At 59.2% G+C, this 14818-nt stretch carries 15 protein-coding genes and 2 pseudogenes; 6 read left to right on the top strand and 11 right to left on the bottom strand.

Going from position 1 to position 14818, the window contains the following annotated elements:
• Positions 1-11 precede the first annotated feature (11 nt).
• Together G9Q84_RS07660 and G9Q84_RS07665 are read right to left on the bottom strand one after the other, a co-directional pair.
• Positions 12-830 (bottom strand): class I SAM-dependent methyltransferase, encoded by an 819-nt coding sequence (locus G9Q84_RS07660; protein WP_099602790.1) that lies wholly within the window; start codon positions 828-830, stop codon positions 12-14.
• A gap of 59 nt (positions 831-889) precedes the next feature.
• Positions 890-1327 (bottom strand): GNAT family N-acetyltransferase, encoded by a 438-nt coding sequence (locus tag G9Q84_RS07665; protein WP_099602791.1) that lies wholly within the window; start codon positions 1325-1327, stop codon positions 890-892.
• Between the two features lie 501 nt (positions 1328-1828).
• On the opposite strand from G9Q84_RS07665, the pseudogene G9Q84_RS29725 reads away from it, so the two are divergent.
• Positions 1829-2605 (top strand): annotated as a pseudogene (locus G9Q84_RS29725) (PAS domain-containing protein); the annotation flags it as partial.
• A gap of 138 nt (positions 2606-2743) precedes the next feature.
• Positions 2744-3148: pseudogene (locus tag G9Q84_RS29730) on the top strand (methyl-accepting chemotaxis protein); the annotation flags it as partial.
• A gap of 81 nt (positions 3149-3229) precedes the next feature.
• On the opposite strand, the gene G9Q84_RS07675 reads toward G9Q84_RS29730, so the two are convergent.
• The 4 genes from G9Q84_RS07675 to gntR form a co-directional block, all read right to left on the bottom strand.
• Positions 3230-3736 carry a hypothetical protein gene (locus G9Q84_RS07675; RefSeq protein ID WP_095185729.1) on the bottom strand — a complete coding sequence of 169 codons (507 nt, stop codon included), beginning with the start codon at positions 3734-3736 and terminating at the stop codon, positions 3230-3232.
• Positions 3737-3878: 142 nt separating this feature from the next.
• Positions 3879-4616, bottom strand: coding sequence for an NAD-dependent epimerase/dehydratase family protein (locus G9Q84_RS07680; RefSeq protein WP_032891087.1), 738 nt, complete (start codon positions 4614-4616; stop codon positions 3879-3881).
• Positions 4617-4626: 10 nt separating this feature from the next.
• Complete coding sequence (locus G9Q84_RS07685) at positions 4627-5259, bottom strand: glutathione S-transferase family protein (RefSeq protein ID WP_032891026.1); 633 nt, start codon at positions 5257-5259, stop codon at positions 4627-4629.
• A 121-nt stretch (positions 5260-5380) separates the two neighbouring features.
• Complete coding sequence (gene gntR, locus G9Q84_RS07690; protein ID WP_164440467.1) at positions 5381-6412, bottom strand: HTH-type transcriptional regulator GntR; 1032 nt, start codon at positions 6410-6412, stop codon at positions 5381-5383.
• Between the two features lie 212 nt (positions 6413-6624).
• Here gntR and G9Q84_RS07695 point away from each other — a divergent pair, with 212 nt between their 5' ends.
• Together G9Q84_RS07695 and G9Q84_RS07700 are read left to right on the top strand one after the other, a co-directional pair.
• Positions 6625-7158, top strand: coding sequence for a gluconokinase (locus tag G9Q84_RS07695; RefSeq protein WP_032891028.1), 534 nt, complete (start codon positions 6625-6627; stop codon positions 7156-7158).
• 84 nt (positions 7159-7242) lie between these two features.
• Positions 7243-8595 (top strand): GntP family permease, encoded by a 1353-nt coding sequence (locus tag G9Q84_RS07700; RefSeq protein WP_032891030.1) that lies wholly within the window; start codon positions 7243-7245, stop codon positions 8593-8595.
• Between the two features lie 158 nt (positions 8596-8753).
• On the opposite strand, the gene alaC is transcribed toward G9Q84_RS07700, so the two are convergent.
• A complete protein-coding gene (gene alaC, locus G9Q84_RS07705) occupies positions 8754-9965 on the bottom strand; it encodes an alanine transaminase (RefSeq protein WP_032891031.1) in 1212 nt (403 codons plus the stop codon).
• A gap of 195 nt (positions 9966-10160) precedes the next feature.
• On the opposite strand from alaC, the gene G9Q84_RS07710 reads away from it, so the two are divergent.
• Complete coding sequence (locus G9Q84_RS07710; RefSeq protein WP_122756152.1) at positions 10161-10643, top strand: GyrI-like domain-containing protein; 483 nt, start codon at positions 10161-10163, stop codon at positions 10641-10643.
• A 41-nt stretch (positions 10644-10684) separates the two neighbouring features.
• Here G9Q84_RS07710 and G9Q84_RS07715 read toward each other — a convergent pair whose 3' ends face one another.
• The 3 genes from G9Q84_RS07715 to G9Q84_RS07725 form a co-directional block, all read right to left on the bottom strand.
• Positions 10685-11884, bottom strand: a complete 1200-nt coding sequence (locus tag G9Q84_RS07715) for an NHL repeat-containing protein (protein WP_164440466.1) — start codon at positions 11882-11884, stop codon at positions 10685-10687.
• 168 nt (positions 11885-12052) lie between these two features.
• A complete protein-coding gene (locus G9Q84_RS07720) occupies positions 12053-12565 on the bottom strand; it encodes a GNAT family N-acetyltransferase (RefSeq protein WP_122756154.1) in 513 nt (170 codons plus the stop codon).
• Between the two features lie 124 nt (positions 12566-12689).
• Positions 12690-13547, bottom strand: a complete 858-nt coding sequence (locus G9Q84_RS07725; protein WP_122756155.1) for a LysR family transcriptional regulator — start codon at positions 13545-13547, stop codon at positions 12690-12692.
• 88 nt (positions 13548-13635) lie between these two features.
• Here G9Q84_RS07725 and G9Q84_RS07730 point away from each other — a divergent pair, with 88 nt between their 5' ends.
• Complete coding sequence (locus G9Q84_RS07730; protein WP_032891040.1) at positions 13636-14148, top strand: multidrug/biocide efflux PACE transporter; 513 nt, start codon at positions 13636-13638, stop codon at positions 14146-14148.
• On the opposite strand, the gene G9Q84_RS07735 is transcribed toward G9Q84_RS07730, so the two are convergent.
• The gene (locus G9Q84_RS07735) at positions 14047-14805 is read right to left on the bottom strand and encodes an SDR family NAD(P)-dependent oxidoreductase (protein ID WP_032891041.1); all 759 of its coding nucleotides are present in this window, start codon (positions 14803-14805) and stop codon (positions 14047-14049) included. The genes G9Q84_RS07730 and G9Q84_RS07735 overlap by 102 nt on opposite strands.
• Positions 14806-14818 lie beyond the last annotated feature (13 nt).

A 14818-nucleotide genomic window follows, 5' to 3' on the forward strand; every position in this document is an offset into this window, starting at 1 on the left:
TTCATATCGGGTTATCGGGTCGGCTTCACGAACTTCAACGTCATCCGATCCGATTCGCCAATCGCCACATACTTGGCCTTGTCCTGCTCTCCCAGCTTCAATGCCGGCGGCAATGTCCACACGCCCTCCGGGTAGTCTTTGGTGTCTTTCGGGTTGGCATTCACCTCGCTTTGCCCCTCCAGTTTGAAGCCCGCGTCGGTGGCCAGTTTCACCACATACGCTGTGGTCAGATAGCCGCTGTGCTTGATGTCTTCCAGCGACGCTCCGTCTTTGGCGCGGTGATCCACCACACCTAGCACGCCACCGGGTTTAAGCACCTTGTAGAACGCGTTGAAAGTGGCCCTGTCGGTATCAGCCAGCACCCAGTTGTGCACATTGCGGAATGTCAGCACCGTATCGACCGAGGCCGGTTTGCCGAATACCGGTGCCTTGGGGTCGAACTCGATCACCTCGGCCTTGGCATAAAGCGTAGGGTCGGCGGCAAATTTTTTCTTGAGGTTTTCTTCGGACGTACGCGCGTAAGCGCTGCTGCTCGCGGCCTGCACCGCAGCGATGTAGTGCCCTTGGTCCTTGAGCAATGGCGCCAGCACCTCGCTGTACCAGCCGCCGCCGGGGGTGATTTCGATCACGCTCTGTTTGGCGCCCAGGCCAAAGAATTCCAAGGTCTGCTGTGGATGCCGATACCCATCGCGGGCGCTGTTTGCCGGGTCGCGCCAACTGCCGGCGAGCACGCTGGCGTATTGCTGGGCACTGATGGGAGCGTCGGCTGCCTGGCTCAAGGCCGGGGCGAGGAGGGCGGTGAGGGCGAGGGCTGCAAGCGTCGGTTTCATGATCATCCTGGTAAAGGCCACGGTGCTGCCGAGGCTAGCATGGGCGCTTTACCGGCCGATCACACATTATCTGAGGTCGACCTCACCAACGGTTCTAAGCCCATGGCGATCATCGGTTTGTTGCGCTTGTAACGCACCAGCCGTTCGCTGAGGGATTGGGGCAGGATCGTATCCTGGGTGAATCCCATGCGCTGATACAGGCTTTCTAGGTCTGGATGGCACAGCAGCCATACCGTGCCTTGCACATCAGCTATTGCCTGAAGAATCAAGCGCGCCGCCAACCCTTGGCGGCGATACGCCGGAGCCACAAACACTCCGGTCAGCCATTGCCCGCCTACCACCGGCGACAGGCACAGCCCGGCGACAATTTCACCATCGCGCGCCACCCATAAACGCCCGCCTTTAAGGGCCTTCATAGACGAGTCGTGGCTGCGGTAGAACTTGTTCAGCAGCGGCCACAGAGGCTCTGCCAGCAGATCAATGGACAACTCAGTCATGGTGTTCAGACAGGCTTTATAAAGGGGCGCGGATTATAAACCCCTTCTGGCGGGTGATCGGTGTTATACCCAGTGTTACATCCCCTTTCAGTGGAGCACGCATCATGGCCAAAGGTATGGATTCAAAGAAAGCAGCGAAGAAGAAACCGGCAAAGACCGCCGATGAAAAACGCGCCGACAAAAAAACCAAGAAATCCGAGAGCGGCCTGTTCGGTCACTGATCACCCTTCAACTGAAGGATTTTAAGCGGCCAACGCAACCCTCTCTGTTGGCCGTTCCTTGCCCCGCGCTCAACCTCCCTTCCTGCCCCGCCTTGCCATAACTAATGGCTGACTGGTGGCCTTGCATAGCGCCAAGCCCTGTCTATGCTCACCCAGAACCGTTGATGACGCTCGGCGTGTAAAGCGTTTCGGATGGTTATCCCATAAAGGTCTGCCAGCACTATCCAACTGATGAATGGAATGCGCCTAGCCAGGCGCGGGTTACTTAAGGGTGTCCGACATGTTCAACCTCCATCACAAGTCTGACCTGCTTGAAATCCAGCGTTTCTCCTGTGCACTCACCGAATCCAACGCCAAACTCGCCGCTATCAGCCGTTCCATGGCCATGATCGAATTTGATCGCGATGGGGTGATACTTGATGCCAACGACAACTTCTGCAAAACCATGGGCTACAGCGCCGAGGAAATTCGCGGCCAGCATCATCGGATCTTTTGTGACGAGGCCTACACCCATACCGACGCCTACGCCAAGCTCTGGCGCGACCTGGCGCGGGGTGAGGCCCTCAGCGGCACGTTCGTACGCTTGAACAGGCACGGCCAAGAGGTGTGGCTCGAAGCCAGCTATATGCCCGTGCTGGACAGCGACAACCACGTACAGAGTGTGATCAAAGTCGCGTCCGATATTTCCGCGCGGGTCCACCATGAACATGAAAACCAGAGCCTGATCGACGCCATCAGCCGCTCCATGGCGATGATCGAGTTCACCCCTCAAGGCCAGATTCTCAAGGCCAATAACAACTTTCTGAAGACCGTGCAGTACTCACTGGATGAAATCGTCGGCCAGCACCACAGCCTGTTTTGCCATCGCAGCGAAGTGGAGTCGCCGGCGTACAAAGCGTTCTGGGCGTCCCTCAATCGCGGCGAATACCACTCGCACCGCTTCGAGCGCAAAAACAAATACGGCAAAACCCTGTTTTTGGAAGCGTCCTACAACCCGATTTTCGACACCAACGGGCGCCTGTACAAAGTGGTGAAATTCGCCAGCGACATCACCGACCAAGTGACCACCCTGCGCACCGCCGCCGATTCGGCTCACGCCACCTCGGTACAAAACGACGCCTGCGCGCGCAAAGGATCGGAGGTGGTGCAGCAAACCGTGCAGATCATCGAAGAGATTTCTCACAATTTGAACCAGGCGGCACAGAGCATCGACGCGGTGAGCAAGCAGTCGGACATCATTGGCGCCATTGTGCAGACCATCCGCAGCATTGCCGAGCAAACCAATATGCTGGCGCTCAACGCCGCGATTGAAGCGGCACGAGCCGGTGAGCACGGACGCGGGTTTGCAGTGGTGGCCGACGAAGTGCGCAGCCTCGCCGCACGTACCAGCCACGCCACGGTGGAGATTGTGGAGGTGGTGCGCAAGAATCACGATCTGTCGTTGAGCGCAGTGTCGAGCATGCAGTCGAGCTTGAGCCGTACGGGGTTGGGGGTGGAACTGGCGAACGAGGCGGGGCAGGTGATCCTGGAGATTCAGGAAGGGTCACGGCATGTGGTGGATGCGATCGGGCAATTCAATTCGACCCTTCAACTGCAATAGCCGACCTATCCATTTCCAATTTGGAAAGCCAATCCCTGTGGGAGGGCGCAAGCACTCCCACAGGTTGATCCGAAGTGTGGCTTAGATTGCCGCCAGGGTTTCTTTCACCGAGTGCGCAGGATCAGTGGCTTTCGCCGCTACTTGCTGCTCTTGTTGCTGCTTCAACCGGTCGGCCACTTGCTTGGAAATCGCGTCCTGTTTTTCCAGGGACATGTTCTGTACATCCGCCTCAGTCAAACCCTGCTCCTTGAGCAACTGCTCACGAATGCGTTCGGCCGGAGTTTTGCTCATGTACTCCGTGAATTCCGAGCGCGCGCCAGAGGTGGATGTGGTGGCAGGCGTCTCGGTCGAGGAGGTGGTTGCCGTGGTGGAGGCTTGCAACTGCACGCGGGTCTTGGCGAAGGCTTCGTCGATACGGTCGGTGGCTTTGTCCAGATCCTTCTGCGCGACCGGTACGGTCACACTTTGCTGCGCGGCTTGAACGGCGCCGCTGTACAGCGCACTGGCGGCAGCGTTGGCTGGATCCATATCGGGGCGTTTGAGCTGTTGGACGGTCGATACGGCTTGGGTGTTGTTGTTAACCAGCATGATCGGGCACCTGGAGGAAATGTACGGTGCTACAGCTGGAGCAAATAGCGTGCCGGGCGCAAAAGCCCAGGTTTTGCTGGGGGCGGCTCGGCTGTTGCGGCAAGTGCTGGCCCATCGACGGCCAGCCATTGCCGCCTGCAACTCAGTAGGTGATGGGAATCTCGAATGTCTGAAACGCATCATCCACCGGTTGATAGCCCAGCACACGCGTGGTTTCGCTCAAGTCCAGACGCTTGAAACGGTTATTGGAAATGCCGTGGGCGATCAAGTGCTTTACGTCTTTAGTTTCAACCGAACGTTGCAGCAATTGCACCGCATCCCGTGGGCTGAGCCAAGCGCTGAGGTCGCGGGCGTTGTTCAGATCGTGGCTTTCGGGGAATTCAAAGGCGCCAATGCGCAGTGCGATGGTCGACAGTGGCGTTTTCGCCGCGTAGTAGCCGCACAGCGCCTCGCCATAGCATTTGCTCACGCCATACAGATTGGCGGGCAGCACTGGCATGCCAGGCGTGATCTGCCGATCCACCGGGTAGCCTTCGATGGTCTGGGCGCTGCTGGCGAAAACCAGACGCTTTACCCCGGCGGCCACGGCAGCTTCGAACAGGTAGGTGGTGGCGAGGATGTTGTTTGGCAGCAGTTCGTCGAACGAGGCGCTGGCATGGGGGATGCCCGACAGGTGCACGATCACGTCGATGCCATCGAGCAGCGCGACGAGCGCGGATTTATCGCTCAAGTCGGCGTGTACGAAGCGATGGTCGCCCAGGTCAAAATCCGGCGTGACGCGGTCTGTAAGCGTGAAGCGGTAGCGGTCTTTCGAGGCTTCGAAAAACGTCTTGCCGATTCTGCCGCAGGCGCCGGTGAGCAGTATGTTGAGTCCTTTCACGTGCATGTCCTTAGTTGTGGCCGTCGAGGGCGAAGGTCTGGAAGCCCGGATGCTGGCTGAGGCGTTCGTAATACGCTGCGATGGCGGGGTAGGGCGGATGTTCCATGGGCGTCATGCGCCAGCGGTGCACCGAAAGGCCGATAAGGACGTCGGCGAGGGTGAATTCGTCGCCGGTGACGTAAGCGTTGGTTTTGGTCAACTGTTGTTCCAGCAGGCCCATCTTGTCATTCCAGCCCTGTACGCCGGCTGCGATTCGTTGCGGGTCCTGATGCTCAGGACTCTGACGCACCAGCGCTTGGAACGCGTAACCCCAGGAAGGGTTGAGCTCGGTGGCTTGCCAGTCCATCCACTGCTCCACCCTGGCCCGTGGCGCGGGTTCGGCGGGCAAGAGGTCGTGGCGTTGGTAGAGGCTGACCAGGTAGCGGCAGATGGTGTTGGATTCCCACAGCACGCCGTGGTCGTCGATGAGCACAGGTATTTGCGCGTTAGGGTTCAGGGCCAGGAATTCGGGGGATTGGGTGGGGGTGTAGCCGATGCCCCAATCTTCGCGTACGTATTCGATGCCCAGTTCGTGGCATGTCCACAGGACTTTGCGTACGTTGATGGAAGAGGTGCGGCCCAAGATTTTCAGTGAGTGTCCCATGGTGCTTCCCTGGCAGTGGAGAAGGGACAATCTAGCAGGGGCCGGGGAGGTTAAGCGAGCGCGGTCAAATTGAGGGAACCGGCAGGCTAGCTCCCTCGATGGATCACGTTCGGCTTGAAGGTCAGGTGCTTTCCCGCACCTGCAACTCAAAGCCCATGTCCACTACCGGCTTGGCGACCTTGTTGCCCGCCATGATCGTGAGCAGATGCTCCGCCGCACGTCGGCCAATGGCTTCGCGTGGCGTGCTGATGCTGCTCAGGCGCGGCACCATAAAGGACGACGCGGGCAAGTCGTTGAAACCCAGCACCGCCACGCGCTCTGGCACCTTGATGCCATGGCGCAGGGCTTCCAGCAGCGCGCCTTGGGCCAGGTCGTCGTTGCCGAAGAAGATCGCATCCACGTCCGGATGGGCGGCCAGCAACTGTAGGAACAACTCACCGCCCAGGCCCACGGAAGAAGGACGCGGCGTCAGCAGCTCCAGCGCCGGGTCGTACATTCCGGCCTGTTGCAGGGCGCGGCGGAAACCCTCGCCACGCAGCAAGGTACGTTGGTCCAATTGCGCGCCGATATAGGCCAGGCGCTTGCGGCCACGGGACAGTAAATGCGCCGCGGCTGTTTCACCGGCGGCCAATTGCGAGAAGCCCACGCAATTCACGCCAGCGTTAGGGTCCAGGTCCATCATGTAAACGCAAGGCACATTGCTGGCCTCGACCATTCGTCGGGCGCTTTCGGTCCGATCGAAGCCCGTCAGCAGCAAGCCCCGTGGCTGATAGGACATGTAGTTGCGCAGCAGGTTTTCTTCTTCATCGCGGGAGTAGTGAGAGTTGCCGATCAGCACTTCAAAGCCCTTAGGCCGTAGCACCTGATGGATGGCTTCGAGGGTTTCGATAAATAGCAGGTTGGACAACGACGGTACCAACACCACCACCGAATGGCTCTGAGCCGAGGCCAGGGCGCGGGCGGCGGGGTTGACCACGTAGTTGAGCTCGGCAGCTGCCTGTTGGACTTTTTCTACCAGTTCGATGGCCACGGTGCTGATGCCGCGCAGGGCGCGTGAAGCGGTGATCGGACTGACGCCAGCCAGGCGGGCAACTTCGTTGAGGGTCGGGCGACCCGTGGTGCGCGTATTTTTATCGTTCTTAGAGGTCATCAGGCGGCTTGCCAAACAAAAATCGAGGCACTAAGGTAGCGCTGTCTCCAAATGGCTGCAAATTATTGAACTTTGGGTTGCCTGATCCGGTTCAAATGATTGGAGCGGATGCACGCGTCACTCCATAAAAATGACAAGACGGCGCGGGAAAAGCCTGTTTTTGCACGTGCCTTACAGCGTGTGAAGGTAGCGCTATCTGCGTCTTGAGGTGTTTCATGAGTCAACCTGTTACCGCCCTGGTCATCATGGGTGTTGCCGGCTGTGGCAAGACCAGTGTCAGCGAGGCCTTGTGCCGGCTGAACGGCGCTACCGCCATTGAAGGCGACAGCTTTCACCCTGCCGCGAACATCGAAAAGATGAGCGCCGGCCACCCCCTCAACGACGACGACCGCGCCGGCTGGCTCGACATCCTGTGCGATGAACTGCGCCGCTCGCTTAAAGCGGGTGAACATCCGGTGCTCACCTGTTCGGCTCTCAAGAAGAAATACCGTGACCACCTGCGCGAAGCCGCGCCAGGTCTGGGTTTCGTATTCCTGGAACTGACCCGTGAAGTCGCCTCGGACCGCGTGTCCCATCGCCCCGGCCATTTCATGCCGGCAAGCCTGATCGACAGCCAGTTCGCCACCCTTGAATCGCCCAAAGGCGAGCCACTGACCCTGGCCCTCAACGCCAGTGAAGACAGTGTCGAGGCGTTGGCCGAGCAGACCAACGCTTGGTGGCTGCAACACGGCTTTGAACGAACTCATTAATTTTTTGCCGGAAAAGATAGCGCTATCCCCGGCAAGAAATTCAACACCCGCTTTAATAACAACAACAAACAGGAGAGACCCCCCATGTTTGGCATGTCCCACGAGTCGTACCTGCTGCTAGACGCAGTCGTCACTATCATCGGGTTGATCGTTCTGATCACCAAGTTCAAGGTCCACCCGTTCATTGCACTGATCATCGCGGCCGGCTTCCTCGGCCTGACCTCGGGCATGCCCGTGGACAAGATCATCAAGGCCTTCCAGGACGGTTTCGGCGGAGTGCTCGGCTTTGTCGGCATCATCCTCGCGCTGGGCACCATGCTCGGCAAGATGATGGCCGAATCCGGCGGTGCCGATCAGATCGCCCAGACCCTGATCCGCGCCTTCGGCAAAGAGAAGGTCCAGTGGGCCATGATGTTCGCCGCGTTCCTGGTGGGCATCCCGCTGTTCTTCGAGATCGGCTTTGTGCTGCTGATCCCGCTGGTGTTTATCGTCGCGCGCCGCACAGGTGTGTCGCTGATCAAGATCGGCATCCCGCTGCTCGCAGGCCTCTCGGCAGTGCACGGCCTGGTGCCACCGCACCCGGGCCCGCTGCTGGCTATCGGCGTGTTTGGCGCGGACATCGGCAAGACCATCCTGTATGGCCTGATCGTCGCACTGCCGACCGCCATCATTGCCGGCCCGATCTTCGGTACGTTCATCGCCAAGTACATCCCCGGTAATCCCTCCCAGGAACTGGTGGATCAACTGGCCCGCGAGACCGACAACAAGTCGTTGCCAAGCTTCGGCATCACATTGGTCACCGTGCTGCTGCCGGTGTTTCTGATGCTGCTCAAAACCTTCGCCGACATCGCCTTTGCCGAAGGCAACGTGGTGCGCAACTGGATGGACATGATCGGTCACCCGATCACCGCCTTGCTGCTGGCGCTTCTGCTGTCGCTGTACACCTTTGGTAGTCGCCAGGGCATTCACTCCAAGCAAATCCTCAAGCTGCTCGACGCCAGCCTTGCGCCGACGGCCGCGATCATCCTGATCATCGGTGCCGGTGGTGGCTTCAAACAGATGCTGGTAACCAGCGGCGTGGGTGACGTGATCGGCCATATGGCGGTGAATGCGCAGATCAACCCGATCCTGCTGGCCTGGCTGGTGGCGGCGGTGATTCGTATTGCGACCGGTTCGGCAACCGTGGCGACCATTACCGGCGCGGGCATCGTAGTGCCGGTGGTGGGGATGATCCCAGGGGTTAACCGTGAGCTGTTGGTGCTGGCGACGGGGGCGGGTTCGTTGATCCTGTCTCACGTCAACGATGCGGGGTTCTGGCTGGTGAAGCAGTACTTCAACATGACCGTGGCCGAGACCTTCAAGACCTGGACGGCGATGGAAACCATTCTGTCTGTGGTGGCGTTGATCTTCATCATGCTGCTGTCGTTGGTGGTCTAACAGACACACCAGCAGCAAGGGTGAAAACCCAATGTAAATGTGGGAGGGGGCTTGCCCCCGATGGCGGTGGGTCAGTCACCAGATGAAGTGATTGAACCTCTGCTATCGGGGGCAAGCCCCCTCCCACATGTTGACCACATTTGTTCAGGTGGATCGGGTCAGGCTTTAGCGACCAGCCCATCCGCCCGGAACATCCCGCGAATCCCGCGCACCGCCTGGCGAATCCGGTCCTGGTTTTCGATCAGCGCAAAGCGCACATGATCATCCCCATACTCGCCAAATCCAATCCCCGGCGACACGCAGACCTTGGCTTCCAGCAGCAGCTTCTTGGCAAACTCCAGCGAACCCATGGCGGCATACGCCTCCGGGATCTTCGCCCAGACGTACATCGACGCCTTGGGATTCTCCACCATCCAGCCCAACTCATGCAGGCCCTTGACCAGCACATTGCGGCGCTGGCGGTACTGCTCGGCGATGTCCTTCACGCACTGCTGATCGCCTTCCAACGCAGCAATCGCGGCGACTTGCAGCGGGGTGAAGGTACCGTAATCGTGGTAACTCTTGATCCGTGCCAGGGCGTTGACCAGTTCCGGGTTGCCCACCATGAAACCGATGCGCCAGCCAGCCATGTTGTAGCTCTTGGACAGGGTGAAAAACTCCACCGCAATGTCCTTGGCCCCCGGCACTTGCATGATCGATGGGGCTTTCCAGCCGTCGTAGACGATGTCGGCGTAGGCCAGGTCATGCACCACCAGCACGTCGTACTGCTTGGCCAGGGCGATCACCCGTTCGAAGAAATCCAGCTCCACGCACTGCGCAGTCGGGTTGGACGGGAAGCCGAGGATCATCATCTTCGGCTTCGGGATCGACCCACGAATCGCCCGTTCCAGCTCGGCGAAGAAGTCCACGCCCGGAATCAGCGGCACCGAACGCACCTGGGCGCCGGCAATCACGGCACCGTAGATATGAATCGGGTAGCTCGGGTTGGGCACCAGCACCGTGTCGCCCTGGTCCAGGGTGGCCAGCATCAAATGCGCCAGGCCTTCCTTGGAACCGATGGTGACGATGGCTTCCGTCTCGGGGTCGATGTCCACCTCGTAGCGGTCTTTGTACCAGCGCGAAATCGCCCGGCGCAGACGCGGAATGCCTTTGGAGGTGGAGTAGCCGTGGGTGTCTTCGCGCTGGGCGACGGTGACCATTTTCTCCACGATATGGGGAGGCGTGGCACCGTCGGGGTTACCCATGCTCAAGTCGATGATGTCTTCGCCGCGCCGACGCGCAGCCATCTTCAGCTCGGCAGTGATATTGAAAACGTAAGGGGGGAGTCGATCTATGCGCGCAAAGCGGCGCGGCGAACCTTGGTCGGCCATTGTTGCCTCGAAGTACGTAAGCGCCCGGAACCGTCCGAGCGACGTCGGCCACTGCGGTGGCCTGCGGAGCAGACAATACGGTCGATGATGGCCAGTTGTCCATATGCGTAGGAAAATTTTCTGCATGGAGTACGGCACGGATATGCCCCTATACTCGATGCGGGTTTGTTCCCTCATAAGAAGGAGACTGTTCGTATGGATCAGCAGACAAAACAACCGTTAGAGCCACGCATGGAAGCAGGCAAGGCCTTGGTGATTGCTGGGGTACAAGGGCGTTATTCCAAGGCGACGGTGGGCGATATTCCCAAGTTGTGGGAGTTGTTCGACACCTGCATCAAGGACATCAAGAAGCGCATCGGCGGTGTGACCTATGGCGTTTGCCATAACCCCAATCACGGCGAATTCGATTACATGGCGGGGGTGGAAGTCCCGAGCAAAAGCGACGTCCCGAGCAACTTCGAAGCCATTGAGATTCCACCGCTCAACTATGCGGTGTTCCCGCATTACGGACCGGTGCAGGCTTTGGAACAGACGTACGAGCGCATCATGTTCGAGTGGTTGCCACATTCGGGCTACAAAGTGGCAGGGCCGGATTTTGAACGCTACAGCGCTGATTTTGACGTGAGGAAAGGCACGGGGACGGTGGAGATCTGGTTGCCTGTCGTAGCCAATACCTGATGGCGCATGACTGAGCTGCCGGGGCAGCTCAGTCGCGTGTGTCAACGGCTGAGCAGCCGCCCGATGAAGGACGCGTTGCCGCCGAGCGTGCCACTGCTTTGCAGGCGCTCTTCCTCCAAAACGCGCTCGAGTTTGTCGATACAGGAAGGCTGCGGCCTTGATTGCGTGTCGTTCCAGGCTATTGCGACGCCTTGATCGCCAAAGTCGGCGTCCAATTGGCCGGTCACGGTGTGTCTGAGCAGCTTGACCAGATTTCCGCTGTCATTACGCGCCAACGCGACAATCTTCCCATCGTTCTGGACCGTTACACTGGCATAGTTGCCATGGTTGGTTTCGGTTTCCAACGGCTGTCCTGCGTTGAACGACATGTCCAGTTGACCGTTGGCAAGCAGGCTGGCAACGAAGTTCATTTGATGTGGGAGTTTGTGGCTGTCGCCGACCACCGCAATGCCGCCGACAACGGCAATGCGCCCCTCTGGGCCGCTCGCCAGCACAGTAACCTGTTCGTCGTGATTGCCCGAAAGCGGCAAATGGACAAGTCCGTTGTTGCCAAATCCTGTGTTCAGTTCCCCTTTGTTCGTATACCCGCTGAGGTGGGCTTTGCCATTGCTGGTACCCGCCAGTACAAAACCCTGCGCTGTCGTCAAGACCGCACTCAGGAGAACACCATGGACTTCAAGTGGCCCGTTGTTTCCGAAGTTGATAAATCGGCCACTTTCGTCGAGCTGGTAAACGAAACTTTTGGTGCCGTCATTGAATACAACGATGATGTTGCCATCACCCTGCACCGCAAGACCGGCCTTGCTGGTTTCACCGAGATTGATCGCTTGATTCAGCACAACTTGACCGTTAGTGCCAAACGACTTATCTACGTCGCCGTTATCGACCCGGAATCGTGTGACAAACGCCGCTTCACCGTCAGTATTTGCCGCTAGCAGCAGGGGTTTGTTATCCGGCTGAATCAGCATGTCGACAAGGACGTCGCGGTCTTCAGCCGGCGTGAGCCAGAACCCGAAGTTGACATCCTCCTCTCCGGTCGGTGTGTGTTTGGTGAGACCGATGAAGTGATTGTTCTGGTAAGTAAACAGGCCCGCTGTAAGGGTCGAGCCATTACTGAGGGCGCGGGAAATCCCCACCGTATTTCTGTAGATCACAGTGCCGTTCTTGGGGGTTGCGTTACCAAACGAAAGATCCGCGCTTCCTGCGGTGTTTACTGCAGTACTGCTCGATGAAGTCTTCATGGAATGTCTCCGCACTGGACGTAAAACGTTTCCACTCCTGCTCGTCATATTCCGTGAGCGACAACCTTGGCGTTACAGTAAAAGGCATCGAGGTGCGTGCGTATAGCTGTGAGATCTGACAGTAGGCAACGGGGGCTAAAGCCTGCGCCGACTGCCGTATCACTTTCGCTAGGTAAGGTGTGTCAAAGACGCTCCACCCAACATCAGACTCAACCTGCGTTCATACCCCACCCGCGCCTTGTACGCCTCGCCGATATCCAACCAGCCCGCTTGCAGATATAACCCCATCGCCGCCACATTGGCGCTGTCCACCGACAGTTCCAGTGCCTCGATTTGTGGCCATTCCTGGCGCGCTGCCGCCGGCAATGCCTGCAAACACGCCTTGCCGAACCCACTGCCTTGTTGCCGCCGATCCACCTGGAACGCATGCAGCGTGGCGCTGTGTGCATCGGCCCAATGGGGCAGGCAAGGCGGGCGTTTGAGCAAGAGGAAGGCCACCGGAATGTCATCGGCCAGCAGGGCGAACCCTTTGACGCCTGGGCTTGGTTTGGCCAGCAGCGAATTGAGCGCGCAATACATATCGCCGCAAAACGGCAGTTGTTCGGGATGAACTTCGATGGCGCTGGCTTGCTGTCGTTGCACAGCAGTGAGCGCCTCGTAGGCGACAAGGCGGGTTTGCATCGGAACGTCCGAACGGCTGCAAGGAAGCGCGCAGTCTAGCGGGTTTGAGGGCGACACAGTGCTTAGTGATAAGCGGGCTGGCCCTGAGCGAGGCGCGCCAATTCACCACATACTCTGAGCCTGATCACTCATCCTGCATCTGCGCCAGCATCCAGCTGCCCGCCGGTCCCGGTGGATACTGCCGCGACCACAGCGCATCCACCGCTACCAGTCGCGGCCAACCGCGCACTGGGAGTTCCACCAGCCCAGTGTTGCCAAAGCGTTCCACCAGCCAACGCGGCAGCTCGGCCCAACCGAAACCGAGCTGGGCCATTTCCATCAGCATCAGAAAACTCGGCGCCGACCAAACGCGGCCGCTGGGGCGGGTTTCATTCGGGTTGATGATGCTCGCCAGCCGAAGTTCGCGGTGTTGCTGCAAGCACTGCACGTCGATGTTCGGCAGCGTGGCCAACGGATGCTCGGGCGCGACGAACAGCGCGATTTCCGTGCGTTCAGCCACGGGCGCGCGGCTGAGGTCGGGTGGGTAATCTGCCTGGGCCTCGACAAACGCGATCTGCGCACGACCGCTCTGCACCAGCGCGATCAAGTCTTCGCACTCGGCGATCAACCATTCCAGTTCAAGGTCCGGGTAACGCTGCTCGAAGGCCTTGAGCGCGAGTTCGAAGCGCTCAGATTGATAGGTATCGGACATGGCAATCGTGACTTTCGGCTCCAATCCCATGGCCAACTGACTCGCGGCCAGCGACAGGCGACTGCTGGCTTCCAGGACTTGCTCGGCGCGTTGCAGCAACACCAGGCCGGCGGGCGTGAGCGTCGGCTTGCGGCTGCTGCGATCAAACAGCACCACATCCAAGTCAATCTCCAGGCTGGCTACCGCCGCGCTGACGGTGGACTGGCTCTTGCCCAGTTTGCGCGCCGCCGCCGAGAACGAGCCTTGAGTGGCCGCCTGCACAAACGCTTGCAGCACTTCATTAGAGGCCATGACTATCGCCTTGATCGATGGTTATTGGTTATGAAGTATCGATTCAAAGGGTAATGATGGCAACCGTCGTCACTCTCGGAGACGGGTCATGAACCCTACCAAATCCATCACTGAACGCGTTTGCCAGGCTGTTGGTTTCGAAGCCCTGGCGTTGTTGATCTGCACCCCTTTGTTGGCGTGGATCATGGACAAGCCGGCCCTGGAAATGGGCATGGTCACCCTGGCGATCAGCCTGATGGCGCTGACCTGGAACGTGATCTTCAACGGCCTGTTCGACCGACTCAAGGCACGCCTGCAACTGGCCAACAATGGCTGGACCCGTGTGTTGCACGCGCTCATGTTTGAAGGTGGCTTGATTTTGGTGTGCGTACCGCTGATTGCGGCGTGGCTGAATATCAGCCTGATGCAGGCATTTATCCTCGACATAGGTGTATTGCTGTTCTTCCTGCCGTACACCTATGTGTATCACTGGGGCTATGACGTACTGCGCGACAAGCTCCTACAGAAACATTCCGCCCGACGCCTCGATGCGCTGGCCGGTGATCCAGTGGCTGCCGTCGGCCAGCAGGCTGGCAATCGCTCCACCGATATCGTCCGGTAAGCCGGCGCGGCCCAGGGCGGTGTTGCTCGCGACCATGGCATTGAGGTTGGCGTTGTCGCGTACAGCGCCGCCGCCGAAGTCGGTTTCGATCGCGCCAGGGGCCAGGATGTTGACGCTGATCCCGCGCCCACCCAGCTCTTTGGCCTGGTAGCGGGTCAGCACTTCCATGGCGCCTTTCATCGCCGCGTAGGCGGCATAGCCCGGCAGGCTGAAACGCGCCAGGCCGCTGGAGACGTTGAGGATGCGGCCGCCGTCGCGGATCAACGGCAACAGCTTCTGCGTCAGGAAAAACGGACCCTTGAATTGGATCGCCACCAGTTGGTCGAACTGGGCTTCGGTGGTCTCGGCAAAACTGGCGTGAATGCCGATCCCGGCGTTGTTGATCAGAAAGTCGATGTGATCCTGTGCGAAAACATCCTTGAGCACGCCGGCCACGTCGCCGACAAAACCTTCGAATGTTGCGCTTTGGCTCACATCCAATTGCAGCATGGCGGCGCGGCCACCCAATTGTTCGATCTCGGCCACCAATGCTTGCGCCTCGTCGGCCTTGCTGTGATAGGTGCCGATGATGTCTACGCCTTGCGCCGCCAGGTGCAATGCAGCGTTTTTACCCAAGCCACGGCTGGCGCCGGTGATCAATGCGATTTTGCGGGTCATGGTGCAGTCCTCT

This window comes from Pseudomonas sivasensis (assembly GCF_013778505.1).
Lineage (GTDB): Bacteria > Pseudomonadota > Gammaproteobacteria > Pseudomonadales > Pseudomonadaceae > Aquipseudomonas > Aquipseudomonas sivasensis.